We start from the raw sequence: 26,683 nt of genomic DNA on the forward strand, positions 1-26,683 counted from the left end.
CTCACGGACGGCGCGGTGTCAGGCCGTCGGACCGGGGATCTGCAGCGCCTTGGTGTTGCGCTCCCAGCCGGACCAGAGGTCGTCGTCCACGCAGTAGCCGCAGCCGGGGCCGAAGAACACGCCCCGGGCCTGCTCGTCGCCCATCAGCCAGAAGCGCAGCCAGGCGGTGGTCGGGGCACGGAAGTCCCCGCCGTCGCCGATGGAGGCGAGGTGCCCGGCGCCGCGGACCTCGCCGTAGACGGCGGGGACGTGGGACGAGTCCCGGTAGAACGCCTTCACCAGGGCGGGCCACACCGTCAGGTCCCGCTGACCGGCCAGGTAGAAGACGGGTTCGTCCATCAGGTCCGCGCCGGCGAGGGGACCCGGCTGGATGGGGACGGCGGTGTCGACGCGCGGGTCGATCGCGGCATTGATCGCCGCCGCGCCGCCCTGCGAGTGCCCGGCGGAACCGATGTGCTCCAGGTCCACCTTGCCGTGGAACGGGCTGCCGCTGTCCGCGTTCCGCCGCTCCAGTACGTCGATCCCGGCGCGCATGCTGATCGCGAAGTTGGAGGTGGGGGTGTTGGCGGCGGCGACGATGAACCCCTGGCTCGCCCAGTGCCGCAGCAGCGAGCTGTAGATCCCCGGCACGGCGCCGGTGCCGTTGCCCCAGATGACCACCGGATGCCGCTCTCCCGACTGCCCCATGTTCCGCGGGTAGTAGAAGGTGTGCACGACGCCGATGTCGACGTTCACCTCGTACGGGCCGGTCCGGCCCCAGTCGGTGCCGAGCGACGCGATCGTGCCCGTCGGTGCCTCCGCGGCGCCGGCGGTGCCGGGCGTGGCGACGGCCGCCAGCACGACGGCGAGGAGGGCGCTGCCGAGCGCCCGGCTCAATCTCCCTGACATGGGAACTCCTTCACGGGTACGGCGCGTTGCGCGTCCTCGCAAGCGCGGCCAGTGCCCATGGTCGGGGTCGCCGACACGGCTGTCTCCCGGCAGGAGCCCAGTGCTGTCGCGGCGGGATTGGGCGTCTGCCCAATCACGTCGCTCGGGGGTCCCAGCCGGTCTTGGCGAAGAACGCCTCGACGGCCGGCTGGGGCATGGCGGAGCGCTCCGGCCGGCCGTCTCATGGGGACGGCCGGGGCCGGAGCGCTCTCGGGGATGCCTCGCAGGTGTGCGGGCCTGCGGGGACGGGGTCTTACGGTCAGCGACCGGCGAGGAGTCCGAGCGTGTCGATCACTCGGTTCGAGAAGCCCCACTCGTTGTCGTACCAGGCGACGACCTTGATGTGGCGGCCTTCGACGCGGGTGAGGGCCGAGTCGAAGATCGACGAGTGCGGGTTGCCGGTGATGTCGGAGGAGACCAGCGGGTCCTCCGAGTACTCCAGCACGCCGGCGAGCGGGCCCTCCGCCGCGGTGCGGTAGGCGGCCAGGACGTCCTCAAGGGTCACGTCGCGGGCCACGGTCGTGTTGAGCTCGACGATCGAGCCGACGGGGACCGGTACGCGGATCGAGTCGCCCGACAGCTTGCCGTCGAGGTTCGGCAGCACGTGGCCGATGGCCTTGGCGGCGCCGGTCGTCGTCGGCACGATGTTGACGGCGGCGGCGCGGGCGCGGCGGGCGTCACGGTGGGGGCCGTCCAGCAGGTTCTGCTCCTGCGTGTAGGCGTGGACCGTCGTCATGAAGCCGTGCTCGATGCCGGCGAGGTCGTCGAGGACCGCGGCCAGCGGCGCGAGCGCGTTGGTCGTGCACGAGGCGTTCGAGACGATCGTGTGCAGCTCGTGGTCGTACGCGTCGGTGTTGACGCCGTACGCGAGCGTGACGTCGGCGCCGTCCGCCGGCGCGCTCACGAGGACCTTCTTCGCACCGGCGTCGAGGTGGGCTCGGGCGGCCTTGGCCGACGTGAAGCGGCCGGTCGACTCCAGCACGATGTCGACGCCCAGCTCGGCCCAGGGCAGCTGCGCGGGCTCGCGCTCGGCCAGGACGGTGATGCGGCGGCCGTCGACGACGAGGGTGTTCCCCTCGACGCTCACCGGGCGGCCGAGACGACCGGACGTCGTGTCGTAGGCGAGCAGCCGCGCGAGGGCGGCGGGCTCGGTGAGGTCGTTGACGGCGACGACCTCGAGGTCGCTGTCGCGCTCCAGGAGTGCGCGCAGCACGTTCCGTCCGATGCGGCCGAATCCGTTGATCGCGATGCGAGTCATGAGCGGTGTCCCTTCCGTTCCGTTCCGTTGCGCTTCAGACTCGCGCACGAAATCAGCCCGTGACAGCGGCGTGATCGCCACGGTCCGCAAGGATCGCGCCATCGGGCCGCCACACACGCTCCGACCGGCGGAAACGGGCTACTCGCCCTGCGCGAAGGTCCGCCGGTACTCGCTCGGCGTGGTGCCGAGGATGTGCTGGAAGTGCAGCCGCAGATTCGCTCCGGTGCCGAGGCCGACGTCGGCGGCGATCTGCTCGACGCCCCGCCCGGACCGCTCCAGGAGCTCGCGGGCCATGTCGATCCGGGCCCGCATCACCCATTGCATGGGTGTGTATCCGGTGTCCTCGACGAACCGGCGGGAGAGCGTCCGGGCCGACACCGCCGCGTGCCGGGCCAGGATCTCCAGGGTGAGGGGCTCGCCGAGCCGGTGCAGCGCCCACTCGCGGGTGGCGGCGAACCGTTCGCCGAGGGCCTCGGGCACGCTGCGCGGTACGTACTGCGCCTGGCCGCCGCTGCGGTACGGGGCCGCGACGAGGCGTCGGGCCGCGTGGTTCGAGGCGGCCACGCCGAGGTCGCCGCGCAGGATGTGCAGGCACAGGTCGATGCCGGAGGCGGCGCCGGCCGATGTCAGGACGCTGCCCTCGTCGACGAACAGGACGTTCTCGTCGACCTGGACGAGGGGGCGTTTCGCCGCGAGCGCCCGTGCGTAGTGCCAGTGCGTGGTCGCCCGCCTGCCGTCGAGGAGGCCCGTCGCGGCGAGCGCGAACGCTCCCGTCGAGATGGCGGCCAGGCGCGCGCCCCGCTCGTGGGCGGCGATCAGCGCGTCGACGACGGCCCGCGGCGGGTCCTCGCGGTCCGGGAACCGGTAGCCGGGGACGAAGACGATGTCCGCCCAGGCGAGGGCGTCGAGGCCATGGGCGACGTGGTACGACAGTCCGTCGCCGCCCGCGACGGGACCGGGCGCCGCGCCGCAGACCCGTACCTCGTACGGCATGCTCGCGCGGGTCGTGAACACCTGCGCCGGGATGCCGACGTCGAGCGGCTTCGCGCCTTCGAGGACGAGGACGGCGACGCGATGCAGACGGGAACTGGGCACGTGAACGAGGGTACGTGGCCACCCCGGCCGCCTGCGTCCCCGTACTCCGGAACGACGCCTTCCGGAACTCGTCCCCCCGTGTCAGGAACTTTTCCCGGGCGTTGTCACTCATGATCCATGGGCACGGGGGGTCGCACTGTCACGGTCGCACCGTCACGGTCGCGCGTTCCCGGCCCCGCGGCCCACCGCTGCCGCGCCGCGCCGAACGATCCGGATGAACCGGAAGAAGCCGAGGAACCACTGTGACCCTGCCGTCCCACCGCCGCCGCCTGGCCGTGAGCGCCACCCTGATCGCCGCCCTCGCGGCGGGGGTCGCCCCGGCGACCAACGCCTTCGCCACCACCGCCCCCGCCGCCGTGGCCACCACCGCCCCCGCGCCCACGCCGGCCCCCGACATGGAGGGCGTCACCGCCGCGCTGAACGCGGCCATGGCCAACGGCGCCCCGGGCGCCATGGCCCGGTACACCGGTCCCGACGGCGTCCGGAGCCGCACCGTCGGCGTGCGGGACCGTGTCTCGGGCGCGGCGATGGACGTCCAGGCCCGTTTCCGGATCGGCAGCGTCAGCAAGACGTTCTCGACGGTCGTCCTCCTCCAGCTGGTGGACGAGGGGAAGCTGACGCTCGACGCGCCGGTCAACGAGTACCTGCCCGGTCTGCTCCCCGACGACCGCATCACGGTCCGGCACCTGCTCACCCACCGCAGCGGTCTCGCCGACTACACGGACCAGATGTTCCACAGCACCGTGCCCGGCTTCGAAGCGGTGCGGAACAAGGCGTTCACCTACCAGGAGCTCGTCGACCTCTCCCTGGCCCTGCCCCGGACGACCGAGCCCGGAGTGGCGTACAAGTACTCGAACGCCAACTTCGTGGTGGTCGGCATGCTGATCGAGAAGGCCACGGGCCGGCCGGTCGCCGACGCGTACGAGCGCCGCATCTTCAAGCCGCTGAAGCTGCGCAAGACCTCGTACGTCCACCCGGACACCCGCATCAAGGGGCTGCACGTGCGCGGCTACCTGCACCCCGACGAGGAGGGCGCCCCGCTCGTGGACTCCACGGAGCAGACGGTCTCCTGGGCGCAGTCCGCCGGGGCCGTCATCTCCAGCCCCGGCGATCTGAACACCTTCACCAGCGCCCTCATGCGCGGCAGGCTGCTGTCGCCGGCCATGCTGGAGGCGATGACGACGGTCACGCCGACGGACACCACGAACACCCGCTTCTACGGTCTCGGGCTGCGGCGGTACAACCTCTCGTGCGGCACGCAGATCTTCGGCCACACCGGGACCGTGCAGGGTTTCTACACGTACGCCTTCTCGACGCGTGACGGTCGGCGCAGCCTCTCGGCGGTGGCGAACACCTCGAACCACGGCTCGGCCAACACGGCGCTCGGCGGGACGCTGGAGGCGGCGTTCTGCGGCAAGAAGCCGACGGCCCCGACCTCGCGCGCGGCCGCCTCGCCCACGGCCGGTGACCTGACGCAGCTGCCGGCGGAGCGGGACCTGCCCGAGCGCCACTGAGCCGAAGCCGGTACCAGGCCTGATCAGGCCTGGTACTCGGTGAGGTCGATGGCGTAGACGCGCAGCGGCACGTCGAAGACCGGGTGGTTGGTCTCGCGCTCGGCGGTCATGCCGAGCTTGCCCAGGATGTTCTCGGCGGACGAGTTGCTGATGTGGGTGAGGGCGACGACCCGGTCGAGCCCCCGGTCCTGGAGCGCGAACTCCAGGACCGCGTGGGCGGCCTCGGAGGCGTACCCCTGTCCCCAGAAGGGCCTGCCGAGACGCCAGCTGATCTCCACCTCCGCCAGCAGTTCCGGCAGCCCTTCCGGCACGGAGAGCCCGGCGAAGCCGATCAGCTCGCCGGAGGCGATGAGCTCGACGGCGAAGAGCCCGAAGCCCTCGTCGTCCCACTCCTCCTCGTACCTCTCGATGTCCCCGGCGGTCTCGTCCAGGTCCCGCACCGATCCGTCGCCGATCCAGCGCATGACTTCGGAGTCGGCGTTGATCTCGGCCAGGGGGACGAGGTCGTCGTCGGTCCAGCGTCGGAGGATGAGGCGGGGGGTACGGATCTCGGTCATGCCCCCATCCTGACGCATGCCGCCCGAAGCCCCTCCCCCGCGGTCTCCGCGCCGGGCAGGGGCTTCGTCGTTCAGCGCACGGCGGCCGTCACGAGCGTGGTGACCTCCTTCTCCGTGACCGGTCCGCCGTTGATCAGACGGTCCGGACTCCGCCCAGCCTCACCTCGGACGCTCGGTGACCTGACCCGGGCTCACGCCCTCCGCCGTCAGGACGGGGACAGGACCGTCAGGAGGTGCGAGACCTCCTGGGCGACCGCCGTGCGGGCCGGGGTCAGGTATTGGCGGGGGTCGAACGCGGTGGGGTGCTCGGCCAGGTGGGTACGGATCGCCTGCGTGAAGGCCTTGTTCAGATGGGTGGAGACGTTCACCTTCGTCATGCCCGCCGCGATCGCCGCCGCGAGGTCCGCGTCCGAGACGCCCGAGGAGCCGTGCAGGACCAGCGGCGTGTCGACCGCCGCGCGCAGCCGGGCGATCAGCTCGAAGTCGAGGACCGCGTCCCTGGTCAGCATCTGGTGGGCGCTGCCGACCGCGACGGCGAGCGCGTCGACGCCGGTGGCGGTCACGAAGGCGAGGGCCTCTTCCGGGTCGGTGCGCACGCCCGGGGTGTGGGCGCCGCCCTTGCCGCCGATCTCCCCCAGCTCGGCCTCCACCCAGACGCCGTGGTGATGGCAGTGCTCCACGACCTCGCGGGTCGCGGCCACGTTGTCCGCGTACGGCAGCTTGGAGGCGTCGAACATCACCGAGCCGAGGCCGAGCGCGACGGCCTCGCGTACGAGGTCGGGGTTCTCGGCGTGGTCGAGGTGGACCGCTACGGGCACCTTCGCGGCCCTGGCGACGGCGAGGGACGCGAGGGCGACCGGCTCCAGGGCTCCGTGGTAGCGGACGGTGTTCTCGCTGATCTGGAGGATGACCGGGCGGTCGGCGGCCTCCGCGCCGGCGACGATGGCCTGTGCGTGTTCGAGCTGGAGGACGTTGAACGCGCCCACGCCCGAGCCGGCCGCGCGGGCCCTGCGGACGATCTCGTCGGTCGGCGTCAGTGGCATGATCCTGCTTCCTGGGAGTCGGTGGGACCGGGGCGGTCGGGCGTGGGGGTGCGGTCAGGCATGGTGGTCGGCCAGGACCACGGAACGGGTCAGGTTCCGGGGGGTGTCGGGGTTGAGGCCCTGGGCCTCGGCCACCGCCACCGCCAGGCGCTGGGCCCGGATGAGGTCCGCGAGCGGGTCGAGATCGCTCTCGACGACCGTGCCGCCGACCTTCCGTACCTCGTCCGCGAGGCCCGCGGGGAGGGTGCCGAAGCCCCACGCGACGCGCCCCGGGCCGGTGATGCTGATCGGGCCGTGCCGGTACTCCATCGCCGGGTACGACTCCGTCCACGCCCCGGCCGCCTCCCGCATCTTCAGCCCGGCCTCCAGGGCGAGGCCGTAGGTCCATCCGGTGCCGAGGAAGGTGAACTGCTCGGCGGTGCGGACCGCTTCGTCGAGCGGGACGGCGACGGCACGCTCGGCGTCCTCGGCGGCCTCCGCGAGGGGCCGTACGCCGGCGGGCAGGGCGTCCTCGGACTCCAGGTGCGCGCGGAACAGGGCGAGCGCCGTGGTCGCGAAGCGGGTCTGGACGACCGACTCCTCGTCCGCGAAGTCCAGGACGGCGACCTCGTCGGCGAGGTCCATCACGGGGGTGGTGGGGTCGGCGGTGAGCGCACCCGTGGGCACCTCGCCGCGCAGGCGGGCGAGGACGGCCAGTACCTCGCTGGTGGTGCCGGAGCGGGTGATGGCCACGACGCGGTCGTAGCGGCGGCCGTACGGGAATTCCGAGGCCGCGAAGGCGTCGGTCTCGCCGTGACCGCCCGCCTCGCGCAGCTCGGCGTAGGCCAGGGCCATGAACCAGGAGGTGCCGCAGCCGATCACGGCGACGCGCTCGCCCCGGCGGGGCAGGGCGGCGGTGTGCTGGGGAAGGGTGCGGGCGGCCTGGCGCCAGGTGGCCGGCTGGGAGGTGATCTCCACGGCGGTGCGAGAGGTGGTCATGCAGGACTCCTTGCAAGAAGAGTGCGCGATGATTGATCGAAGATGCGTGAAGGTGGACTCATTCAAGCAGATGTGCGCATTGCGTTGCCAGGGTTGACGCGCGCCGACGGATAGAATCGGACGCGCGCACGATCGGGAGGGGATGGGCCGATGTCCAAGCACGAGCGGTGGAACGCACTCCTGGAGCTCCTCGCGGCCTCGGGGAAAGTCGAGGTGGAGGAGGCGGCGACCGCACTGGAGGTCTCCGCCGCCACGATCCGCCGCGACCTCGACGAACTCGCCGAGCAGCAGCTGCTCGTACGGACGCGGGGCGGGGCGGTCGCACACGGCGTGTCGTACGAGCTGCCGCTCCGTTACAAGTCGGCGCGGCACGCCTCCGAGAAGCAGCGGATCGCCGCGGCGGCGGCCGATCTGGTGGCCCCCGGGGAGGTCGTCGGGCTCAACGGCGGCACGACGACGACGGAGGTGGCACGGGCGCTCGCACTGCGGTTCGCGAGCGGCCGGGCGGAGTCGCCGGGCGCGGGCACGGCCGGGCCCGCGCTGACCGTGGTCACCAACGCGCTCAACATCGCCGGCGAGCTGGCGGTGCGCCCACAGATCAAGATCGTCACGACGGGCGGGGTGGCGCGCCCGCAGACGTACGAGCTGGTCGGCCCACTGACCGTCGGCGTGCTCAACGAGGTCGTGCTCGACGTCGTGATCCTCGGGGTCGACGGCGTCGACGCCGAGCTGGGCGTGATGGCCCACCACGAGGACGAGGCGAGCATCAGCCGGCTGTTCGCCCAGCGGTCGAGCCGGGTCGTCGTCGTGACCGACTCCTCCAAGATGGGCCGCCGCGCCTTCGCCCGTATCTGCGGTCTGGACCGGATCGACCTCCTGGTCACCGACACGGACATCTCCGCGGAGGCCACGGCGCAACTCACCGAGGCCGGAGTGAAGGTCCTCACCGTCTGACCGGGGCGGGGACCTGCAGAACCTCAGCCTTATTGGTATGAGGTCGGACCAATCTCCATACCGGCATTCCATGGCCCGGGGCTGTTAACCCACTAATTACTGCACGGCCGTATACCTTTAGGCATCCCTCCCCCATCATGGCTCCCGACGTGCCGCGTGGGCACGCCGTGACAGGAGAGGCGGGGCATGCTTCCCATCAGTCGCAGGGGATTCGTCGGAATCGGCGCGGGGCTCGCCGCCGGGGCGGCACTGCCGCCCGGCCGGGCGTCGGCCGCCGCGCGCGCCGCGACCGGCACGCTCACCGACGTCCGGCACGTGGTGATCCTCATGCAGGAGAACCGCAGCTTCGACCACTACTTCGGCACGCTGCGCGGCGTACGGGGCTTCGGCGACCGCGCCGCCGGCAATCTGCCCGGCGGCTGGGGCATGTTCAACCAGCCCAACTGGGGCGGGCGCCAGTACCCGTGGAAGCTCAGCGACACCCCGCCCGCGGGCGGCGTCGACGGCGAGACCCTCGCGCAGTGCAACGGCGACCTGCCGCACAGCTGGACCTCGCAGCACGCGGCCTGGAACAAGGGCCGGATGGACAACTGGGTCACGGGCGTGGGCAACACGCGGACGCTCGGTCACCTCGACCGCGAGGACATCCCCTTCCACCACGCGCTCGCCGACCACTACACGATCTGCGACGCGTACTTCTGCTCCGCGCTCAGCGCCACCGGCCCGAACCGGACGTTCCTGTGGAGCGGGAAGATCGACGGCTCCAGCAAGGACGGCGGCGACGAGTCGGGGCTGACCTGGGAGACGTACGCGGAGGCGCTCCAGCGGGCCGGGGTGAGCTGGAAGGTCTACCAGAACGCGCAGGACAACTACGGCGACAACGGTCTCGCGTACTTCAAGAAGTTCACGGACGCCCGCCCCGGTGACCCGCTGTACGACCGGGGCATGGGCTCGGTCCCGAAGGTCACCGGCTCGACGCCGGACGACATCGCCGCGGCCATCCGTGCCGACGTCGTGGCGGGCACGCTGCCGCAGGTGTCGTGGGTGGTGGCGAGCGAGGCGTTCTCCGAGCACCCGTACGCGCCGCCCGGGGACGGCGCGCACTTCGTCGACCTCGTCTACCGCGCGCTGGCCGCCGACTCCGAGGTCTTCGACTCGACGGTGCTGTTCCTCAACTACGACGAGAACGACGGCTTCTTCGACCATGTGCCGCCGCCGGTCGCGCCGCCGGGGACGCCGGGCGAGTACCTGGACGGCGTGCCGATCGGGCTGGGCTTCCGCGTCCCCATGATCGTCATGTCCCCGTGGACCCGGGGTGGTTGGGTGAGCTCCGAGGTCTTCGACCACACCTCCGTCCTCCGCTTCATGGAGACCTGGACGGCGGCTCTCGGCACACCGGCCGCCTGTCCGAACATCAGCGCCTGGCGGCGACGGGTGACGGGCGACCTGACGAGCGTCTTCGACTTCGCCCGCCCGGTGTACGGAGTGCCCGGCGGCCTCCCCTCCACGGCGAAGGTGATCGGCCAGGCCACCTGTGGCCCGCTGCCGAACCCGGCGCCGCAGAACAACGCCCAGCCCGCGCAGGAGTCCGGCACCCGCCCGGCGCGCGCCCTGCCGTACCAGGTGAACGGCAACCTCGACCGGTTCGAGTTCGGTGCCGCGGGCAAGATCCTGGCCTGGTTCTCGATGACGAACCAGGGGGTGGAGGCCAAGCGGGCGGCGCACTTCTCGATCCACCCTCACCAGCACCGCGACACGGCGGCCTGGCAGTACACGGTCGACGCGGGTGCCACGGCCTCCGACTACTTCAACATCGGGATCGGGTCGGGCTCCGGGAAGTACGACATCTCGATGATGGGCCCCAACCGCTTCCTGCGGCGCTTCATCGGCGACGCGTCCAAGGCCGGCAAGGCCGTGGAGGTCGCGGCCCGGTTCGCGCCGGAGGCGGGGACGGGCCGGACCGCCCTGTGGTTCAGGATGACCAACACCTCGGCGGGACCGGTGACGTTCACGATCCGTTCGAACGCCTACCGCACGGACGGACCGTGGACCTACACGGTCCCGGCGAACTCCGACCGCGAGGACTTCTTCAACGCGGTGGCCTACAGCGGCGGCTGGTACGACTTCACGATCGTCGCCGACATCGACGGGACCTGGTCACGCCGGTACACCGGCCACATCGAGACCGGAGCCCCGAGCGTCACCGGCTGAACCCTTCGCACACCGGCCGGCGTCACCCGCCGACCTCACCCGCCGGCCTCACCGGCCGGCGTGCGCGGCGCGTCGGATCGTCGCGTCGAGGAGGCCCACCGCCTCGGCGGCCGTACGGCCGGGGGCCCGGTTCCACGGACCGATCAGCTCGCCCCATCCCTGAGAGCGGAGCTCGGTCATGATCCAGGCGGCCGCCTCGTTCATGGTGTCCACACCGCCGTAGCCGAGGCGGTGGGCGGCGAGGAGCGCGCCGCAGACGCAGCGCGCTCCCCGTGCGTCGCGCAGCTTGTACGGGGCGTTCTGCCAGCCCCACTCCGTGAGCACCAGCCGCGCGTAGCCGAGGTGGACCGAGGGGCGCAGCTCGGGGCGGCCGATCCGGCGCCAGGCGTGCAGTCGGTCCGGGAGTACGGCCCCGATGCGGCCGGGCAGCGTGCGTTCGGCGGGGGGCGGCGGCGGGAGCGCGTCGAGCGCGTCGGCCACGAGCCGGTCCACGGACACGGTGAGGAGGGACCGCCAGTCGGCGGGCTCGGGCGTCGGCTCCGGCGCGGGGGCCGGTCGAGCGGGGGCGGTCCAGTCGGTGACGATCCGCTGCCAGGTGGCGCTCTCGAAGAGAGCGGCCGCCTCGCGGTCGAGTCCGTCCGGGCTGAGCGGGGCGATGGAGGTCGGCATCCGGGAGGCTCCTGGGTCGGGGGGGACTCCATCTTTCAAGAAGAATGTCTGGTTTGCGACTTTTGCCCGCACCGGGCGTGCCCCTCACGCCCGGTGCGGGCGAACAGCCCAGCCCGGGTAATTTCCGCTCATTTACTCACCAACGGAATTACATCGCATATTCGGACATTACCCTCCTGGTGATGCGGTTCACTTTCTCTCGCCCCCGCCAGGGACCCGTACACCCGCAGGCCTTACCGCGCACGGAAGTTCATCGGATCCCGAGTGCGGTCGATCTTGAATTCCTTGAATTCGGAGATCCAATTCCGGCTGCGAACGTTCGGCTCCTCTTGTTATCCGCCGCAATGCTGGCCTACGGTCACCCCCATTCGAGCGGAACGCCTAATCCTGCCGCCGCCCGAAAACACCTCCCTTTCACCCGACGGCAGGAGCGGGGGACCCACGAATTCGCCGGTCCGGAATCCGGAACGGCTCGGGGTGCAGCCGCGTGCGCGCGGCCGGACATCTCCCGTCCGAACCCGACAGCTCACCCCGCAGGCGCCGGAGAGGAAATCCGTCATGCCTGCACACGGTAAGCACCGCCGCCCCCGACGCCGCACCGTCTCCCGCGGCCTCGCACTCGCCGGCACGGGCGGGGCCGCGCTGGCCCTGCCGCTGGTCGTCCCCGCGACGGCCGGCGCCGAGACCGTTTCGGCCGCACCCAAGATCGCCGCGCAGTCCTTCGCGGCGCAGCCCGCCACCGCTCCGGCCGCCGCTCCCTCGGCCCCCGCCGCCGCGCGCACGTACACCGTCGTGAGTGGTGACTCGCTTTCCCTGATCGCCCAGAAGAAGGGAATTCAGGGCGGCTGGAAGTCGATATACCAGGCCAACAAATCCGTCGTGGGTGACAATCCGTCACTCATTCACCCCGGTCTCGAACTGACGATTCGTCGGGATTCCGCGAAGCCCGCCCCGGCGGCCGCGACCGCACAGAAGAAGAGCTCCACGACCACTGAGCGGGCGAGCCGCTCCCAGCGCCGTGCAGCGGCTCCGGCCCCCGCCTCGGGTGCCTCCGCCGCGCAGGCGGCGCCCGCCGCCGCGCCCGCCGTCAAGGCCGCCCCGGCCGCCGCCACCCAGTACGCCGACAACCTCGACGGCTGGATCCGCGAGTCGCTGGACATCATGGCCCAGCGCGGCATCCCCGGTTCGTACGACGGAATCCTCCGCAACGTCATGCGCGAGTCCTCCGGCAACCCCCGGGCCATCAACCTCTGGGACTCGAACGCCGTGGCCGGCACCCCCTCGAAGGGTCTGCTCCAGGTCATCCAGCCGACCTTCGACGCCTACCACGTGCCGGGCACGTCCACGGACCTGTTCGACCCGGTCGCCAACATCACGGCCGCCTGCAACTACGCGGCCGACCGCTACGGCTCCATCGACAACGTCAACGGGGCCTACTGACGCCGGAACCACTCGGCGAACCAGTCCGTGGCGAGCTCCGCCACCTCCTCCAGGGCACCCGGCTCCTCGAAGAGGTGAGTGGCGCCGGGGACGACGGTCAGCCGGTTCTCGCAGCGCAGCAGGGCCTGGGCGCGTCTGTTGAGGTCCAGCACCAGCGCGTCCCGGCCGCCCACCACCAGGAGGGTCGGGGCGCGCACCCGGCCCAGGTGCTCGCCCGCCAGGTCGGGCCGGCCACCGCGTGAGACGACGGCGGCGACGCCGGAACCGGGATCGGCCGCCGCCCACAGCGCGGCGGCCGCACCCGTGCTCGCCCCGAAGTAGCCGAGCGGCAGATCGCCGCCCTCGGGGTGCCCGGCCAGCCAGTCCGTGGCGCTCGCGAGCCGTCCGGCGAGCAGCGGGGTGTCGAAGACGTGGGCCCGGTCGGTCGCCTCGGCCTCGGTGAGCAGGTCGAACAGCAGCGTGCCGAGACCGGCCCGGTTCAGGGCCGCCGCGACCGCGCGGTTCCGCGGGCTGTGCCGGCTGCTGCCGCTTCCATGGGCGAAGAGGACGATGCCGGTCGCCCCGTCGGGGACGGCGAGCCGTCCGGCGAGGGTGGCACCGGTCGCCGGGATCCGGACGTCCGTGTCCCGGACGACGGGGTCGCGCGCGGCCCGGCTGCGGGCGAGGCAGTCGAGCACCTCCGCGTCGGACGTCTGCGAGAAGTCGCGGTAGAACTGGCCGATCGCGTAGAAGAAGTCGGGCTCGCGAACGCTTACGGTCTCGTCGGCCTCGCCCCCGAGGCGGGCGGTCCAGCCGTGCGGCGCGACCGGCACCGCGAGCACGATCCGCGCGGCACCTTTGGCACGGACCACCCGGCAGGCCGCCAGCGCCGTCGCGCCCGTGGCGAGCCCGTCGTCGACGACGACGACCGTCCTGCCGTCGAGCGGCACGGGCGGGCGACTGCCCCGGTAGCGGTGCATGCGCTCTTCGAGCTCCACGTGCTCGCGCTCCTCCACGGCCGCGAGGTCCCGCTCACCCACGCCGGTCTCGCGCAGCACCCGGTCGTTGAGGACGCGTACGCCGCCCTCCCCCAGCGCGCCCATCGCGAGCTCCGGCTGGTACGGCACGCCCAGTTTGCGCACGAGACAGATGTCGAGGGGCGCGTCGAGCGCGTCGGCGACCTGCGCGGCCACCGGTACGCCGCCGCGCGGGAGGCCCAGGACCACGACGTCCTGGCCCTTGAGGTGGTCGAGACGGGCGGCGAGCTGCCGGCCCGCGTCGGTGCGATCGCTGAAGTCCATGGTCCGCCGCCCTTCCGCACGCGGCTCGGGCGTCGGGAGGAACGGTGTGTCCCGTCCCCCGCCCGTCTCTCCAGGGTAGACGGGTCGCCCCGAAGGAACAGGTCAGCGGGACTGCAGGGCGTCGAGGGCGACGGCCTGGGCTATCGCGAGCCGCCGGTCGAGCTCCGGGTCGGCTATGTCCACGACGTACCGGTCGCGCACTCCGAAGCGCTTCTCGACGGACATGACGGGCCGTCCGGCCTCGGCGAAGTCGAAGTGGTACGGCACGACGAAGGGGAGCAGCTCCGTGAAGGGGAGGAACTCCCAGCCGCGCCGCAGGATCCCCACGGTCCGGTTCCGCTCCCGTCCGGTGATCTCCCGGGACTCCCCTTCCCGGTTCAGGTGCCAGGTGCTGCGCAGCAGGGACGCGCCGAAGTCCTTGCGGAAGCCGCCCAGCCGCGTGCCGGAGGCGCCGTGGACGTCGTAGGTCGCGCCGAGGTCGATGACCTGCCGGGCCCGGAAGGTGAAGAGCACCTGGCGCTGGGACTCGTCGGTGTAGACGGTGACGTGCTCCTTGAGGGCCATCCGCTTCTGGTGGGCGAAGGCGACCAGTTCGGCCTCCTCGCCGTCCGGGCCCATGGTGTGCACCAGGTAGCGGTTGGCCATCAGGGTGACCTTCTGCCGCACCAGGAAGCGGTGCTGCGACTGTGCGAGGCCCATCGGTGGTGCTCCTGCCGGTTCCGGACGGTCCGTCGGCGACCGTCACGTGGGGTGGTGAGCACGATGATCCGATGCGGCGCCTGCCCGCCGCTGTCCTCGAAAGTCGTCGGTCCCGACGACCTTCGGAGGGCATCAGCCGCACGGCCCGCCGGAGTCGCCGCGGACGACGGCGACGGCGACGGGCACCGGTGACACCGCGGAAGGTCCCGTCAGGCGGCGAGAAAGGCCTCGATCGCCTCGGCGAGGGCCTGCGGGGTCTCCTCGGGGGCGTAATGGCCCGCGTCCTTGAGCACGTGCAGGCGCGCGTTCGGGTACCAGCGCAGCCAGGTGGCCTCCATCGCCTCCGTCCCAAGCGCGGGATCGTGGGCGCCGACCACGAGGAGGACGGGGGTGGGGTTGTCGCGGACGCGCTCGTGGAAGTCGGGGCCGGACCAGGAGTCCAGATAGGCCCGGAAGGCCGTCGCCGAGGAGCGGCTGACGGAGCGGTCGACGAGGGCGCTCAGCCAGGCGTCGTCGTACCGGCCGCCGGTGGTGTTGTCGATGATCGCGCGCCGGTTCGCCGGGGCGTCGGCGGCGCCGGCGAACAGCTCCCAGGTCTCCCCGTCGAGCGGGAATCCCGCGGCGGAGACGGGTGAGATGCCGATGAGGGAGCGGACACGGTCGGGCGCGTCGAGGAGCATCAGCTGGGCGGCCTTGCCGCCCATCGAGTGCCCGATGACGGAGAACGAGTCCCAGCCGAGGTCGTCGGCGACGGCGAGGGCGTCGGCCGCGGCCTCCTCCATCGTGAAGGCGCCGTCGATGTCGCGGGCCTCGCCGTAGCCCCGGCAGTCGACGAAGGCGTACGTACCGGCGGCGGCGTCGAGATGGGCGCGCAGCGGCGCGAAACTCGTGCGGTCGCCGAACCAGTTGTGGAGGACGAGGGCCCGGCCGGGGCCTTCGCCTTGAACGTCGTACGGAAGAACCCGGCCCGTCATCGTGCCCCCTGGCAGCGTGGTGGCGGCGCCGCGCGTCGACGGCGGCGCCGGTGGTGGTGGTCGACGACCGAGTGTGACGGCGCGAGCGCGTGTGGTCAACAAGGCCGGGCGGGCGGGGACCACGTTCCGGTCGCTCGGGCGGCGTCTCGTGCCGTGCCCGGGATGCGGGGGCTTTCATGACAGGGGCATCCTGGCTGTGTGACCTCGCACGGCACGTCCGGCCCCGGCCCGGCGGGCGGTACCGGGCGCCCGTCCGGGACCGGGGCTGCCGACGGGCCCGCTTCGGGCGCGCTGACGCGGGCCCTCGCGGAGGCGGCGCTGCGGACCGTCGAGGCGGTCGGCGGGTACGCGGGCGGGGTGTACCTCCGGTCGGAGACACCGGGTCTGCTCCGTCTCGCGGTCCTCGTGGGGCTGCCGGGGCAGCTGTTCCGCCCGTGGTGGCGGATGCATACGAACCGGCCGTTCCCGGTGGCGGACGTCCACCGCTCGGGGCAGGCCGTCCATCTCGCCGACGTCGACGAAGCGATGCGGCGGTTCCCCCAACTGGTCGCGAGCCTGCCGTTCCCCTTCGCCTCGCTGTACGCCCCCGTGGTCGCGGGCCGCGAGCGGTTCGGGGTGCTCGTGGTGCTGCGGGCGCCGAGACCGGGCGAGGACGTGAGCACGCGCGACCGCACCCGCATGACCAGCGACGCCCTCCGGCTCGGCGAGACGCTGGCCGCCCTCACGGCTCACGGGACCGCGGCCGAGTGGACCGGCGACCCCGTGTGCGTGCAGCTGTCCTCCGCTTCCGCGCCACCCGTGCGTTTCGGTTCCTTCGACTGGGACCTGGACACGGGCACGGTCACCATGGACGGCGGGCTGCGGGAGATCCTCGGGGCCGGCGTGGCCTCGCCCTGCTCGATCGAGGTGCTCACCTCCCGGCTGGACACGGAGGACGCGTACGCGCTGTGGGCGGCGGCGCTCCAGGCGACGGGCGAGGACGGGCGCCCTACCGTGCGCAGGATCCGGCTGAAGGGCCCGGACGGCGGGCTGCACCTCCTGGAGGTGTCGGCCACCGCCCGGCAGGAGCCGTCGGAGCGGGCCGGAGGCCCGCCGCGAACCGGCGGCCGGCTCTCGGGCACGCTCGTCGACCTGGGGACGGGTCTGGTCGGTTCGGACGCCACGGACCGGCTGCCGCGGGCGATCCTGGCGATCGACCGGCTGGGCCGGATCACGTACCTCAACGAACGCACGGAGCGGCTGCTCGGCCGGCCGCGCGGGGCGCTCGCGGGGCGGCCCCTCTGGGAGGCGCTCCCCTGGTTCGGCCTCCCCTTCCACGAGGAGCAGCTCCGCGCCGCGCTGCTCTCCGACGAACCGGTGCGCTTCCTGGCCCGTCCGGAGCGGGGCCGATGGCTCACGGTCTCCCTGCATCCGGGACGGGACGGCGTGACCATGGTCCTCGTTCCGGAGGAGGACCTCTCCGGTCCCGACGCGGCTCCGGGCCGCCCGGACGGTGCGGGCGGCCCGGACCGTCCGCACCCGGCGGCGGACGACGACGTCGAGGGCCGTGGCGACCGGGCGGCGGCCCTGTACCGGCCGGTGGCGCTGGCGATCGCCCTGTCGGAGGCCGTGACGGCCCGCCAGGTGTCGGCCGTGGTGACGGAGGAACTGCTGCCGGCCTTCGGCGGACGGCAGCTGGCGATCTACCTGCTGAGCGACCGGCGCCTCTACCTCGCCTGGGAGACGGGCTTCCCGCCGGGCTTCCTCGAACCCTTCGACGGGGTCACGCTGGACTCCCGGATGCCGGGGGTGGAGACGCTGACGACGGGCCGGCCGCTCTTCTTCGAGTCGATGGACCAGCTGAGGCTGGCGTACCCGGGTCTCCCCGTCGACGCCCACACAGGGGCGCGGGCCTTCCTGCCGCTGATCGCCTCGGGACGGCCGGTGGGCTCCTGCATCCTCGGCTTCGAGCGGCCGCGCACGTTCAGCCCGGAGGAGCGGACCGTGCTCACCGCCCTGGCGGGCCTGATCGCGCAGGCCCTGTCCCGGGCGCAGCGGTACGACACGGAGTCCGCGGTCGCGCGGGGGCTCCAGGACGCACTGCTGCCGCACCGACTGCCGGTGCTGGCCGGGGTGGAGACGGTCGGCCGCTATCTGCCGGGCACCGAGGGCATGGACGTGGGAGGCGACTGGTACGACGTGATCGCGACGGGCCACGACCGGCTGGCGCTCGTGATCGGCGACGTCCAGGGCCACGGGGTGGCGGCCGCGGCCACGATGGGGCAGCTGCGCAGCGCGGTGCGGGCGTTCGCGTTGGGCGGCCATCGGCCGCAGGACGTCATGCGGGGTACCAACCGGCTCCTCATCGATCTGGATCCCGGTCAGTTCGCGAGCTGCTGCTATGTGCTGCTCGACCCGGGCACGGGAGAGGTGCGAGCGGTACGGGCCGGACATCCGCAGCCGCTGCTGCTGAGCCCGGACGGGACGACGCGGTTGGTGGAGCTGGCGGGCGGGGTCGTGCTGGGGGTCGACGACCGTGCCTCGTACCCCGTGACGCGGTTGCGGCTCGCGCCCGGAGACGTCCTCGCGCTGTTCACGGACGGGCTGGTCGAGCGGCCCGGCACGGACATCGACGAAGGGATCGAGCACCTGCGGCGGGCGCTCGCCTCGACGGGTTCGATGGCCCTCCCGGAGGCGGCTGACCGGCTGATCCGGGAGGCCCGGCAGGCCACGGCCAGGCCGGATGACATCGCCCTGCTGCTCGCGGCCCGCTGGCCCGAGACCCGCTGAGCCCGCCACCTCCTGACGCGTCCGTCCGTCACCCGGTCGGGCCCGTGGCGCTGGTCGGCCGCCACGGGCCCGGCGAGGCTGGGGGTGCCGTGCCGCATCAGGCCGGACGAACCGAGACGCCCACGTCAGGGCGAACGCGTCAGGGCGGAAGCCCGAGGAGGACACGTGCAGCAGGACAAGCAGCCCGAGTACGGACCCGTGGTCTTCCGGGACCGGTCGGCCGGGTACGCCTTTCTGACCCGGTCCACCGCCACCAGCGAGCGGACCATCGAGTGGGACGACGGCAACACGTACCCGGTGATCGACGTGGAGATCTCCTCCGAGAGCCACCCCTTCTTCACGGGAACGGCACGGACCGTGGATTCCGAGGGCCGGATCGCGCGGTTCGAGCGCCGCTTCGGCGAGGGAGGCTGAGCAGGCCGATCGGTCTGCTCGGCAATCCGCTCGGCGAACCGCTCGGAAAGACGCCAGCGAAACCGCTCGCGAAACTGGCCAGAGGATGGCCGGTTTCCCTTCCAGGATGAGGTCACGAGGACGGCGGGGCGCCAGCGCACCGCCGCGGACCCTGGGAAGGGGAACTGCTGTGATCGTGGTGACCGGAGCGACCGGAAACGTCGGACGACCGCTGGTGGAGGCACTGGCCGCGGCCGGTGAGGAGGTCACGGCGGTGAGCCGTCGCCCTGCCGACGGGCTGCCCGCCGGTGTGGTCCACCGTCGGGGCGACCTGGCGGATGTGGACGGCCTGAAGGAGTTGTTCGAGGGTGCCGAGGCCGTCTACCTGCTCGTCGCGGGCCTCGGGGACACCCTGCGGCCGCGCGAGATCGTGGCGGCGGCGGTGGCCGGCGGGGTGCGGCGGATCGTCCTCCAGTCCTCCCAGCTGGTGGGGACGCGGAGTGATTCCGTGTCGCACGCCTTCCTTCGCGCCTTCGAGGCGGCGGTGCGGGAGTCGGGCCTGGAGTGGACGGTGCTGCGGCCCGGTGGCTTCGCCTCCAACGCGTACCTGTGGGCCGAGCAGGTGCGCACCGCGCGGACGGTCGCGTCCCCGTTCGGGGACGTGGCGCTGCCGGTGGTGGATCCGGCGGACATCGCGGAGGTCGCCGCGTCCGCGCTGCGCGATCCGGCGCACGCGGGGCGGACGTACGTCCTGACGGGTCCGGCCGGGGTGTCGCCGCGCCAGCAGGTGCAGGCCCTCGCCGAGGCTGTCGGTGAGCCGGTGGAGTTCGTGGCGCAGAGCGCGGCCGAGGCGCGGTCGCATCTGGTGCGGTTCCTGCCGGAGGAGGCCGTCGACGGCATGCTGTCGGTGATGGGCGCGCCCAGCGCGGAGGAACAGCGGGTGAGCCCGGACGTGGAACGGGTCCTGGGGCGGGCGCCGCGCCCGTTCTCTGCATGGGCGGCACGGAACGCGTTCGCCTTCGCCTGAGGCGGCACCGCGTGTGTGCCGCGTCGGCCGGGGCGGGGAGCCGCGTCCTGTGGACGGTGCTCCCCTGCCCCGCCGTGCGGGCGAGCGAGGGCCTCGGGCCCTCTGCTCGTACTCCGCCGAGGCTACCGATCAGTGCTGCTGATCCCAGTGCTGCTGATCCGGCCTCTGGTCAAGCGCCTGTTCAGGCCTTGACGATGCCGGACTCGGCGACCTTGATGGTGGCGCTGGTGCGGCCGGAGCCGGAGCCGAGGCCCTCGATCTTCTTGACCAGGTCCTGGCCCTCGACGACCTCGCCGAAGACGACGTGCTTGCCGTCGAGCCAGTCGGTGACGACCGTGGTGACGAAGAACTGCGAGCCGTTGCTGTTCGGGCCGGCGTTGGCCATCGAGAGCAGGTACGGGCGGTCGTGCTTCAGCTTGAAGTTCTCGTCGGCGAACTTCTCGCCGTAGATGCTCTTGCCGCCGGTGCCGTTGCCGCGGGTGAAGTCGCCGCCCTGGAGCATGAAGTTCGGGATGACGCGGTGGAACGGGGAGCCGGCGTAGCCGAAGCCGTGCTCGCCGGTGCAGAGCTCGCGGAAGTTCTGCGCGGTCTTCGGGACGACGTCGTCGAAGAGCCGGAAGACGATGCGGCCGGCGGCCTCGTCGTTGATGGTGATGTCGAAGTAAACGTTGTCGCTCATGGGGACATCCTGTCATTACTCGCGCACGGCGCGCGCACGGGCTACCCCCTCCCGTGTCACGGCGCGCCGGTGCCCCGCGCCACCCGTGGGCGCGGGGCACCGGTCCCCGCGGTCGGGGCGAGGCGTCAGAGCAGTCCGCCGGTCTTCGGCGCCTGGAGGCCACCCCCGGCATCCTGGACGGCCTCCACGGCCCCGGTGACGGTCTCGACGCTCTGGTCCTCCTGGAGGAGGCCGGTGGCGCCGCCGAGGGGGCTCTCCGCGGCGCTGGCCTGCGGCGGCGGGGTGACGAGGGCGGTGACGACGCCTGCGGCGAGGGAGGCGATGGCGAGCATGCTGCGCTTCTTCATGCCCTGGTCAACTGCTGAGGCGCCCGAGGGGTTACGCCCGACTTCGGACCCAGACCAGGAGCACCAGCGACGCGACGGCGGCGAGGGCGCACCACGTGGAGAGGAACTCCGTGCGCCACAGCAGCGCGCAGACGACCGCCCCGGCGCCGGTGAGGAGCCCGAGCAGGCGCAGGATCCGGTCGCGGGCGAGGAGCAGCGCTCCGACCGTGGCCAGGAGGTAGCCGACGAGGAGGGGGGCCGCGTACGGCAGGTCGACGACGTAGCCGAGGGTGTGTCCGCGGATCTCGGCCGTGACCGGGCGGATCGCGAGGTGGTACGCGAGGACCGCGGCGGCCACGAGGCCGGCCGCGAGCGGCGCGAGCGGGCGCCGCCGGTCGCCGGGGCGTGCCGCGGTCAGGACGCCGGCCGGGACCCAGACGGGCAGGAGGGCCAGGGCGATCACGGCCCAGGCGAGGGTGGCGGGGCCCGCTCCCCCGCCGGAGCGCCAGACGGCGGCCTCCACGACCTGGTGGGCGCCGAGGAGCAGGGGCAGGGCGGCGAGGGGCACGTCCCCGGGACGGCGTACGGAGGCGATCGAGGCCACGCCGACGGCGCCGATCCCGAGGCCCGCCCAGAGGTCGGCCGTCGCACTCCAGCACATAACGCACTTCTACCTCATACCGGGCGGAACCGTACGGTTGAGGTGGATGTCTTTCCCAGTGACACCAGTGTCCCCGGAGCTGAAGAAATTGGGGGACGTCATGCATCACCGTGACACTCTCGCGGCCGTCGCCGCAGGGATCCTCCTGACCGCCGGGATCGGCGCCACGATCCCGGCAGGCGCTTCCGATTCCCCGCCCCGCGCCACGACGGCACCGGCCACGGCCCAGGTCGTCAATGCCCGTTGGGGCGGACACGCGGGCTTCGACCGGATCGTCATCGACATACGGGGCGCCGTGCCCCCGGTCACCGTCCGGCAGGCGAGCGCACTGCACTACGACGGCTCGGGGCAGAGGGTCCCCCTCGCGGGGAAGTACTTCCTGCAGATCGGCCTCTCCCCCGCCGCCGCCCACGACGACAACGGAAGGAACGTGTATCAGGGGCCCCGGCTGCTGAAGATCTACCTGCCCACTCTCAAGGGGCTCGCCCTCACCGGCGACTTCGAGGGTGTGGTCACGATCGGGGCGGCCTTCGACACCAAGCCGTCCTTCAAGACCTCCACGCTGCACTCCCCGGAGCGCCTCGTGGTCGACATCGCGCACCCGGTCGGCTGCCGGGCCTGAGGGTCACGACGGACAGGTGGGCGCGAGTGGGGCCGTCCGGGCGGACGGCCCCACCCCCTGTTCAGTCCACGGTGCGGTCCGCGGCGGCGCCGGTCTCCACGTACACGGTCGATCCGGTCCTGCGGGCCCGGTCGATCTCGGCGAGGCGGGTGAACTCGCGCGGCGTCATCTCGCGCTCCCACTCGTCGAGGCCGCACACGCTGTACTCGCTGTGTTCGTCAGGGTCGAGGACGACGGCGGCGATCTGCTCGTCCGTCAGCTCGCCGCCGTCGAAGATGAAACCGATGTGGTTGGCCGGCCACTCCTCGCCCCGGTCGGTCATGAAATGGGTGCCGAGGAGACGCGGCTCCCCGGTGAAGACGATTCCGGTCTCCTCGTGGCACTCGCGCACGGCCGTCTCCCAGGGGGTCTCCCCCGGGTCCATGTTCCCGCCGGGCCACTGCCACAGCTCGGTGCGGTAGCTGGCGCGGAGCTGGAACGGGCGGCCGCCCGTGTCGGTGAAGTACAGGCAGGCGTACGCCGTCGCTCTCGGCAGGGTCGCTACGTACTCGACGGGCGGCAGCCAGATGTTCGCCATGGGCGGCTCTCTTTCGACGGGCCGGTGGGGACTCCTCCATCCAATCGGCCCCGGGACCGCCGCCCGGCCCGTGGCGGGGAGATCACCGGATCGTGTGATCACCGCTCACGGCCGGCCGGGTCAGGCCGCGGAGACCAGACCCGCCTCGTACGCGATGATGACCAGCTGCACGCGGTCGCGGGCGTCGAGTTTGGCGAGCAGGCGCGTGACATAGGTCTTCGCGGTGGCGATGCTGATGTGGAGCTCGGCGGCGACCTCCGTGTTGGAGAGACCGCGGCCGACGAGGGTGAGCACCTCGCGTTCGCGGTCGGTGATGCCGTCCGTGCCGCGGCGGGGCGTGGTGGACGGCCGCCGCGGGCGGCCGGTGAACTCCTTGATGAGGCGGCGGGTGACGCCGGGCGCGATCAGGGCGTCGCCGGACGCGACGATCCGGACGGCGGCGAGGATGTCGTCCAGGGCCATGTCCTTGACGAGGAAGCCGGAGGCCCCGGCGTGCAGCGCCCCGTACACGTGGTCGTCGTCATCGAAGGTGGTGAGGACCACGACGCGGGCGCCGGTGGGGCCCGAGGTGACGAGGCGGGTCGCCTCGATGCCGTCGGTGCCGGGCATCCGCAGGTCCATCACGACGACATCGGCTCCGGTCTCCTCGACGAGACGGACGGCCTCGGCGCCGTTCGCGGCCTCGCCGACCACGAGGAGGTCGGGGGTGTCCGCCATGACCATCCGGAGCGCGGTGCGGACGAGGGGCTGGTCGTCGGCGAGGACGACACGGACGAAGCCGGCGTCGTCGGCGGGCTGCTCGGCGGTGGGCTCGGCGGTGGGCTGGGTCATCGGGCGGTGGCTCCTGTGGGGAGGGGAAGTCGGGCGGTGACGCGGAAGCCGCCGCCGGGCCGGGGGCCCGCGGCGAACTCTCCGTGCAGCAGGGCGACGCGCTCGCGCATGCCCGCGAGGCCGTAACCGGATCCTCCGCCGGGTCGCTCGCGCTCCCTGCCGGGGGTCGGGCCGTCGTCCTCGACGGTGACGGCGACGGCATCCGGGTCCTGGTGGTCGACGGTCACCGTGCAGGTGTCGGCGCCGGAATGGCGCACCACGTTGGTGACGGACTCCTGGACGAGACGGAAGGCGGAGAGGTCGATGTCCGGGGGCAGGGGGTGCGTGGCGCCGAGCCGCCGGACGGCGACGCGGACCCCGGCGGCCCCGGTGACCTCGGCGAGCCGGTCGAGCGCGGAGAGGCCGGGCGACTCGGGGAGGCATGGCGTCTCGGGGCGGCCGAGCGTCTCGGGGCGGCTTGCGGTGGTGACGGCCGACGTCCCCGTACGGGACGACTCGTCGCCGCGGTCGACGCCGGTCGCGGCGGCCTGGTCGGCGGTGCGCAACGCGCCGAGCATGCGGCGCAGTCCCGCCAGGGTCTCGCGGCTCGCCGTCTCGATCTCCGCGAGGGCCTGCCGGGCGCCCTCGGGCTGCGTGTCGATGACGCGCCGGGCCGCGCCCGCCTGGAGGGCCACGATGCCGATGCTGTGGGCGACCGTGTCGTGCATCTCGCGGGCGATGCGGAGCCGTTCGGCGGTGACGGCCTGCTCGGCGGCCTGGGCGCGGCTCCGTTCCGCGTACGTCCGGCTCTGGTAATCGGAACGGCCGAGGAGCCAGGCGACGGCGGCGGTGAGGGCCACGGCCAGGGCGCCGGTCGTGCCGACGCTCCAGCCGGCGAGCAGCCGGACCGCCAGGAAACCGGCGAGGATCCCTTGGGCGAGCAGGAGCGCCCGGACGGCCTCGCGGGGCGGCCGGGCGGCGGCGATGGCGTACAGGGCGACGTCGACGGCGAGGTACTGCGCGAACGGGATGGCCATGACGCTGAGCGGGACACTGCCCAGGACCGCGCCGCCGAGGAGGAAGCGGAGCGCGGCGGCCGGACGGCGGGCCAGGAGCACGCTGCCCCGCAGTACGAGGGCGGTCGCGATGGCCAGCATGGTGACGCCGTCCCAGCGGAGGAAGACCACGCCGGCCATGACCTCGGCCTCGTCCTGGCCCGGTAGCCGGAGCCGGAGGAGGCCGGTGAAGAGCAGGCCCGCGAGCCAGGCGAGCACGGCCCAGCCGCCCGGTGTGAGCCTCTTGAGGAACGGCGCTGACGGGGTGGCGGACATGCGGTGATCGTAGAGCGCCGCCCTCGGCCGGGTCATCGGACCCGGGGTGTACGACCAGGGGTGACAGCGCGGCCCGCCGATTGTCCTTGCTGGTCCGATGCCCCGGAAGGACTCCGGTCGGCACGGTGGTGCACATGATCGAAGTCAGGGAACTCACCAAACGCTATGGCTCCAAAACCGCCGTCGACTCGCTCACGTTCACCGTCCGGCCCGGCATCGTGACCGGGTTCCTCGGGCCCAACGGGTCGGGGAAGAGCACGACTCTGCGGATGGTCCTGGGGCTGCACACGCCGACGAGCGGCGCGGTGACGGTCGACGGGCGGCCCTTCACGGACCGGCCGCGCGGCCTCCGGCACGTCGGCGCGCTCCTCGACGCCGGTGACGTGCACGGCGGGCGGACCGCCCGGGCGCATCTGACGGTCCTCGCGCGAAGCAACCGCATCCCGCTCTCCCGGGTCGACGAGGTGCTCGATGAGGTCGGGCTCGCGGGGGCGGCACGGCGCAGGATCGGCGGGTACTCGCTCGGGATGCGGCAGCGGCTCGGGATCGCGGGCGCGCTGCTCGGCGACCCACCGGTGCTGCTGTTCGACGAGCCTCTCAACGGGCTCGACCCGGAGGGCGTGAAGTGGGTGCGCGGGCTGTTCCGGCGCCTCGCGGCGGAGGGCCGTACGGTCTTCGTCTCCAGCCATCTGATGACGGAGATGGAGCACACGGCGGACGAGCTGGTCGTGATCGGCCGGGGAGAGCTGATCGCGGCGGAGAGCCTGTCGGCGTTCGCCGCCCGTGGGGCCCGGCTGAGCGTGACGGTCGGTACGCCCGATCCGTCGGCGCTGACGCCGCTGCTGCTCGCGGAGGGGGCGGAAGTGGCGGAGGAGGACGGTCGGCTGACGGTGACGGGGCTCCCGGCGGCGCGGATCGGCGCCCTCGCGCTGGATCACCGCGTGCTGCTCGACCAGCTGACCACCCGTACCGCCTCTCTGGAGGAGGCGTTCATGGAACTGACCGCCGACAGTGTCGAATACCTGGCAGGAGACGCCCGATGACCGCTCTCGATCTTCGTGTGGCTTCCGTGGTGGAGCCCCGTGCCCGCTTCCGCGACCTGGTGGCGTCGGAGTGGCTGAAGCTGTGGTCGCTGCGGTCCACGGGCTGGTCGCTGCTGCTGAGCGCGCTGGCCGTGGTCGCCTTCAACGCCGGAACCGCCTGGGACCACTACCGCTACTGGTTCACGTACGACGCGGAGAGCCGCGCCGACTTCGTGCGGCACGACATGGCGCTGTGGGACGTGTTCACGGGGAACGCGTCGATGGTGCTGATCCTCTGCACCGCCGCGATGGGAGCGGTGGCGGTGGTCGGCGAGCACGGCAGCGGGATGATCCGGACGACGTTCGCGGCGGTGCCGGCGCGGAGCTCGGTGATGTCGGCGAAGGTGCTGGTCGTCGCCGCCGTGCAGACCCTCTTCGGGGCGGTGGTCGCGGCCGGTTCGTTCTGGTCGACGCAGGCGATTCTGGACGTGCGGGGCGTCGGTCTGCCGCTCTCGCATCCGGGGGCGCTGCGGATCGTCGTCGCGTCCGCGCTGCTCGCGCCGGTCTGCGCGCTGGTCGGCTTGGCGCTCGGTGCGCTGCTGCGGCAGAGCGCGATCTCGATCGTCTGCTCGGTGGTCCTGCTCCTGGTGCTGCCGTCGGTGCTCTCCGACCGGCGCCATCTCTCCGCGGTGCTGGCCCACGCGACGCCGCTCCACGCGTGGCGGCGGCAGGTACCGGTGGGGTTCGACGAGGTCCCGTACCCGTGGACGAGCGGCGCCGCGTGGCTGGTGTACGGGCTGTGGGCGCTGGGCGCGGCCGTGGTGACGGTGGTGGCGGTGCGCCGCAGGGACCAGTAGCGGCGCGCAC

The 26,683-nt window shown here is 72.7% G+C and carries 26 protein-coding genes and 1 riboswitch; of the genes, 10 read left to right on the forward strand and 16 right to left on the reverse strand.

Annotated features, from left to right (window positions below; genetic code table 11):
- Positions 1–18: 18 nt before the first annotated feature.
- The 3 genes from ACFWWU_RS14775 to ACFWWU_RS14785 all read right to left on the reverse strand — a co-directional run bounded on the left by ACFWWU_RS14775 (position 19) and on the right by ACFWWU_RS14785 (position 3,280).
- Positions 19–888 carry an acetylxylan esterase gene (locus ACFWWU_RS14775; protein ID WP_384144283.1) on the reverse strand — a complete coding sequence of 290 codons (870 nt, stop codon included), beginning with the start codon at positions 886–888 and terminating at the stop codon, positions 19–21.
- Between the two features lie 298 nt (positions 889–1,186).
- Positions 1,187–2,185, reverse strand: coding sequence for a type I glyceraldehyde-3-phosphate dehydrogenase (gap, locus tag ACFWWU_RS14780; RefSeq protein ID WP_384144286.1), 999 nt, complete (start codon positions 2,183–2,185; stop codon positions 1,187–1,189).
- A 138-nt stretch (positions 2,186–2,323) separates the two neighbouring features.
- Positions 2,324–3,280 (reverse strand): GlxA family transcriptional regulator, encoded by a 957-nt coding sequence (locus ACFWWU_RS14785; RefSeq protein WP_384144289.1) that lies wholly within the window; start codon positions 3,278–3,280, stop codon positions 2,324–2,326.
- A 242-nt stretch (positions 3,281–3,522) separates the two neighbouring features.
- Between ACFWWU_RS14785 and ACFWWU_RS14790 the strand changes: the two genes are divergently transcribed.
- On the forward strand, positions 3,523–4,794 hold the full coding sequence (locus ACFWWU_RS14790; protein WP_384144292.1) for a serine hydrolase domain-containing protein: 1,272 nt from the start codon (positions 3,523–3,525) through the stop codon (positions 4,792–4,794).
- 23 nt (positions 4,795–4,817) lie between these two features.
- Here the strand turns inward: ACFWWU_RS14790 and ACFWWU_RS14795 are convergent, their stop codons facing one another.
- The 3 genes from ACFWWU_RS14795 to ACFWWU_RS14805 all read right to left on the reverse strand — a co-directional run bounded on the left by ACFWWU_RS14795 (position 4,818) and on the right by ACFWWU_RS14805 (position 7,372).
- Entirely contained in the window at positions 4,818–5,351 is a 534-nt protein-coding gene (locus ACFWWU_RS14795; protein WP_384144295.1) for a GNAT family N-acetyltransferase, read from the reverse strand.
- A 206-nt stretch (positions 5,352–5,557) separates the two neighbouring features.
- On the reverse strand, positions 5,558–6,394 hold the full coding sequence (locus ACFWWU_RS14800) for a ketose-bisphosphate aldolase (protein WP_384144298.1): 837 nt from the start codon (positions 6,392–6,394) through the stop codon (positions 5,558–5,560).
- A gap of 54 nt (positions 6,395–6,448) precedes the next feature.
- Positions 6,449–7,372, reverse strand: coding sequence for an SIS domain-containing protein (locus ACFWWU_RS14805; protein WP_384144301.1), 924 nt, complete (start codon positions 7,370–7,372; stop codon positions 6,449–6,451).
- 150 nt (positions 7,373–7,522) lie between these two features.
- On the opposite strand from ACFWWU_RS14805, the gene ACFWWU_RS14810 reads away from it, so the two are divergent.
- The gene (locus ACFWWU_RS14810) at positions 7,523–8,326 is read left to right on the forward strand and encodes a DeoR/GlpR family DNA-binding transcription regulator (protein WP_384144303.1); all 804 of its coding nucleotides are present in this window, start codon (positions 7,523–7,525) and stop codon (positions 8,324–8,326) included.
- Between the two features lie 186 nt (positions 8,327–8,512).
- Entirely contained in the window at positions 8,513–10,537 is a 2,025-nt protein-coding gene (locus ACFWWU_RS14815) for a phosphocholine-specific phospholipase C (protein WP_384144306.1), read from the forward strand.
- A gap of 48 nt (positions 10,538–10,585) precedes the next feature.
- Here the strand turns inward: ACFWWU_RS14815 and ACFWWU_RS14820 are convergent, their stop codons facing one another.
- Positions 10,586–11,206, reverse strand: coding sequence for a hypothetical protein (locus tag ACFWWU_RS14820; RefSeq protein WP_384144309.1), 621 nt, complete (start codon positions 11,204–11,206; stop codon positions 10,586–10,588).
- A gap of 368 nt (positions 11,207–11,574) precedes the next feature.
- Positions 11,575–11,759, forward strand: a riboswitch (cyclic di-AMP (ydaO/yuaA leader).
- 5 nt (positions 11,760–11,764) lie between these two features.
- On the opposite strand from ACFWWU_RS14820, the gene ACFWWU_RS14825 reads away from it, so the two are divergent.
- Positions 11,765–12,646 carry a transglycosylase SLT domain-containing protein gene (locus ACFWWU_RS14825; protein ID WP_384144312.1) on the forward strand — a complete coding sequence of 294 codons (882 nt, stop codon included), beginning with the start codon at positions 11,765–11,767 and terminating at the stop codon, positions 12,644–12,646.
- Here the strand turns inward: ACFWWU_RS14825 and ACFWWU_RS14830 are convergent.
- From ACFWWU_RS14830 to ACFWWU_RS14840, 3 genes are all read right to left on the reverse strand, one after another.
- On the reverse strand, positions 12,640–13,926 hold the full coding sequence (locus tag ACFWWU_RS14830) for an alpha/beta family hydrolase (protein ID WP_384144315.1): 1,287 nt from the start codon (positions 13,924–13,926) through the stop codon (positions 12,640–12,642). The two genes, ACFWWU_RS14825 and ACFWWU_RS14830, sit on opposite strands and share 7 nt — an antisense overlap.
- A 102-nt stretch (positions 13,927–14,028) precedes the next feature.
- Positions 14,029–14,625: a hypothetical protein gene (locus ACFWWU_RS14835; RefSeq protein WP_384144318.1), complete on the reverse strand. Its 597-nt coding sequence runs from the start codon at positions 14,623–14,625 to the stop codon at positions 14,029–14,031.
- A 209-nt stretch (positions 14,626–14,834) separates the two neighbouring features.
- Positions 14,835–15,599 carry an alpha/beta fold hydrolase gene (locus ACFWWU_RS14840; RefSeq protein WP_384144321.1) on the reverse strand — a complete coding sequence of 255 codons (765 nt, stop codon included), beginning with the start codon at positions 15,597–15,599 and terminating at the stop codon, positions 14,835–14,837.
- Positions 15,600–15,797: 198 nt separating this feature from the next.
- Here ACFWWU_RS14840 and ACFWWU_RS14845 point away from each other — a divergent pair, with 198 nt between their 5' ends.
- The 3 genes from ACFWWU_RS14845 to ACFWWU_RS14855 all read left to right on the forward strand — a co-directional run bounded on the left by ACFWWU_RS14845 (position 15,798) and on the right by ACFWWU_RS14855 (position 19,788).
- Positions 15,798–18,368, forward strand: a complete 2,571-nt coding sequence (locus ACFWWU_RS14845; protein WP_384144324.1) for a SpoIIE family protein phosphatase — start codon at positions 15,798–15,800, stop codon at positions 18,366–18,368.
- Between the two features lie 165 nt (positions 18,369–18,533).
- Positions 18,534–18,782: a type B 50S ribosomal protein L31 gene (locus ACFWWU_RS14850; protein ID WP_317592418.1), complete on the forward strand. Its 249-nt coding sequence runs from the start codon at positions 18,534–18,536 to the stop codon at positions 18,780–18,782.
- A 169-nt stretch (positions 18,783–18,951) separates the two neighbouring features.
- A complete protein-coding gene (locus ACFWWU_RS14855) occupies positions 18,952–19,788 on the forward strand; it encodes an NAD(P)H-binding protein (RefSeq protein ID WP_384144327.1) in 837 nt (278 codons plus the stop codon).
- A gap of 181 nt (positions 19,789–19,969) precedes the next feature.
- Here the strand turns inward: ACFWWU_RS14855 and ACFWWU_RS14860 are convergent, their stop codons facing one another.
- The 3 genes from ACFWWU_RS14860 to ACFWWU_RS14870 all read right to left on the reverse strand — a co-directional run bounded on the left by ACFWWU_RS14860 (position 19,970) and on the right by ACFWWU_RS14870 (position 21,454).
- Positions 19,970–20,467: a peptidylprolyl isomerase gene (locus ACFWWU_RS14860; RefSeq protein WP_384144330.1), complete on the reverse strand. Its 498-nt coding sequence runs from the start codon at positions 20,465–20,467 to the stop codon at positions 19,970–19,972.
- Positions 20,468–20,592: 125 nt separating this feature from the next.
- Entirely contained in the window at positions 20,593–20,814 is a 222-nt protein-coding gene (locus ACFWWU_RS14865) for a hypothetical protein (RefSeq protein WP_384144333.1), read from the reverse strand.
- A 31-nt stretch (positions 20,815–20,845) separates the two neighbouring features.
- Complete coding sequence (locus tag ACFWWU_RS14870; protein ID WP_384144335.1) at positions 20,846–21,454, reverse strand: DUF6629 family protein; 609 nt, start codon at positions 21,452–21,454, stop codon at positions 20,846–20,848.
- 100 nt (positions 21,455–21,554) lie between these two features.
- On the opposite strand from ACFWWU_RS14870, the gene ACFWWU_RS14875 reads away from it, so the two are divergent.
- Positions 21,555–22,076, forward strand: a complete 522-nt coding sequence (locus ACFWWU_RS14875) for a hypothetical protein (RefSeq protein WP_384144338.1) — start codon at positions 21,555–21,557, stop codon at positions 22,074–22,076.
- 61 nt (positions 22,077–22,137) lie between these two features.
- Here the strand turns inward: ACFWWU_RS14875 and ACFWWU_RS14880 are convergent, their stop codons facing one another.
- From ACFWWU_RS14880 to ACFWWU_RS14890, 3 genes are all read right to left on the reverse strand, one after another.
- Positions 22,138–22,653: an NUDIX domain-containing protein gene (locus ACFWWU_RS14880; RefSeq protein ID WP_384144341.1), complete on the reverse strand. Its 516-nt coding sequence runs from the start codon at positions 22,651–22,653 to the stop codon at positions 22,138–22,140.
- Positions 22,654–22,773: 120 nt separating this feature from the next.
- Positions 22,774–23,484 (reverse strand): response regulator, encoded by a 711-nt coding sequence (locus tag ACFWWU_RS14885; protein ID WP_384144344.1) that lies wholly within the window; start codon positions 23,482–23,484, stop codon positions 22,774–22,776.
- Positions 23,481–24,794 (reverse strand): sensor histidine kinase, encoded by a 1,314-nt coding sequence (locus tag ACFWWU_RS14890; protein ID WP_384144347.1) that lies wholly within the window; start codon positions 24,792–24,794, stop codon positions 23,481–23,483. Before ACFWWU_RS14890 ends, ACFWWU_RS14885 begins: the two co-directional genes overlap by 4 nt.
- Positions 24,795–24,928: 134 nt before the next feature.
- Here ACFWWU_RS14890 and ACFWWU_RS14895 point away from each other — a divergent pair, with 134 nt between their 5' ends.
- Positions 24,929–25,837, forward strand: a complete 909-nt coding sequence (locus tag ACFWWU_RS14895) for an ATP-binding cassette domain-containing protein (protein WP_384144350.1) — start codon at positions 24,929–24,931, stop codon at positions 25,835–25,837.
- Complete coding sequence (locus ACFWWU_RS14900; protein ID WP_384144353.1) at positions 25,834–26,673, forward strand: ABC transporter permease; 840 nt, start codon at positions 25,834–25,836, stop codon at positions 26,671–26,673. The genes ACFWWU_RS14895 and ACFWWU_RS14900 overlap by 4 nt, the downstream gene beginning before the upstream one ends.
- Positions 26,674–26,683: the final 10 nt, after the last annotated feature.

The sequence above is a fragment of the Streptomyces sp. NPDC058650 genome, assembly GCF_042717315.1.
Lineage (GTDB): Bacteria > Actinomycetota > Actinomycetes > Streptomycetales > Streptomycetaceae > Streptomyces.

Excerpts from the sequence above, each read along its gene's own strand:
- ACFWWU_RS14875 (WP_384144338.1), top strand. The coding sequence starts at position 21,555 with ATGCATCACCGTGACACTCTCGCGGCCGTCGCCGCAGGGATCCTCCTG.
- ACFWWU_RS14810 (WP_384144303.1), top strand. The coding sequence starts at position 7,523 with ATGTCCAAGCACGAGCGGTGGAACGCACTCCTGGAGCTCCTCGCGGCC.
- ACFWWU_RS14895 (WP_384144350.1), top strand. The coding sequence starts at position 24,929 with ATGATCGAAGTCAGGGAACTCACCAAACGCTATGGCTCCAAAACCGCC.
- ACFWWU_RS14800 (WP_384144298.1), bottom strand. The coding sequence starts at position 6,394 with ATGCCACTGACGCCGACCGACGAGATCGTCCGCAGGGCCCGCGCGGCC.
- ACFWWU_RS14890 (WP_384144347.1), bottom strand. The coding sequence starts at position 24,794 with ATGTCCGCCACCCCGTCAGCGCCGTTCCTCAAGAGGCTCACACCGGGC.
- ACFWWU_RS14840 (WP_384144321.1), bottom strand. The coding sequence starts at position 15,599 with ATGACGGGCCGGGTTCTTCCGTACGACGTTCAAGGCGAAGGCCCCGGC.
- ACFWWU_RS14820 (WP_384144309.1), bottom strand. The coding sequence starts at position 11,206 with ATGCCGACCTCCATCGCCCCGCTCAGCCCGGACGGACTCGACCGCGAG.
- ACFWWU_RS14835 (WP_384144318.1), bottom strand. The coding sequence starts at position 14,625 with ATGGGCCTCGCACAGTCGCAGCACCGCTTCCTGGTGCGGCAGAAGGTC.
- ACFWWU_RS14880 (WP_384144341.1), bottom strand. The coding sequence starts at position 22,653 with ATGGCGAACATCTGGCTGCCGCCCGTCGAGTACGTAGCGACCCTGCCG.
- ACFWWU_RS14885 (WP_384144344.1), bottom strand. The coding sequence starts at position 23,484 with ATGACCCAGCCCACCGCCGAGCCCACCGCCGAGCAGCCCGCCGACGAC.
- gap (WP_384144286.1), bottom strand. The coding sequence starts at position 2,185 with ATGACTCGCATCGCGATCAACGGATTCGGCCGCATCGGACGGAACGTG.
- ACFWWU_RS14815 (WP_384144306.1), top strand. The coding sequence starts at position 8,513 with ATGCTTCCCATCAGTCGCAGGGGATTCGTCGGAATCGGCGCGGGGCTC.
- ACFWWU_RS14830 (WP_384144315.1), bottom strand. The coding sequence starts at position 13,926 with ATGGACTTCAGCGATCGCACCGACGCGGGCCGGCAGCTCGCCGCCCGT.
- ACFWWU_RS14870 (WP_384144335.1), bottom strand. The coding sequence starts at position 21,454 with ATGTGCTGGAGTGCGACGGCCGACCTCTGGGCGGGCCTCGGGATCGGC.
- ACFWWU_RS14860 (WP_384144330.1), bottom strand. The coding sequence starts at position 20,467 with ATGAGCGACAACGTTTACTTCGACATCACCATCAACGACGAGGCCGCC.
- ACFWWU_RS14825 (WP_384144312.1), top strand. The coding sequence starts at position 11,765 with ATGCCTGCACACGGTAAGCACCGCCGCCCCCGACGCCGCACCGTCTCC.
- ACFWWU_RS14900 (WP_384144353.1), top strand. The coding sequence starts at position 25,834 with ATGACCGCTCTCGATCTTCGTGTGGCTTCCGTGGTGGAGCCCCGTGCC.
- ACFWWU_RS14795 (WP_384144295.1), bottom strand. The coding sequence starts at position 5,351 with ATGACCGAGATCCGTACCCCCCGCCTCATCCTCCGACGCTGGACCGAC.
- ACFWWU_RS14805 (WP_384144301.1), bottom strand. The coding sequence starts at position 7,372 with ATGACCACCTCTCGCACCGCCGTGGAGATCACCTCCCAGCCGGCCACC.
- ACFWWU_RS14865 (WP_384144333.1), bottom strand. The coding sequence starts at position 20,814 with ATGAAGAAGCGCAGCATGCTCGCCATCGCCTCCCTCGCCGCAGGCGTC.
- ACFWWU_RS14775 (WP_384144283.1), bottom strand. The coding sequence starts at position 888 with ATGTCAGGGAGATTGAGCCGGGCGCTCGGCAGCGCCCTCCTCGCCGTC.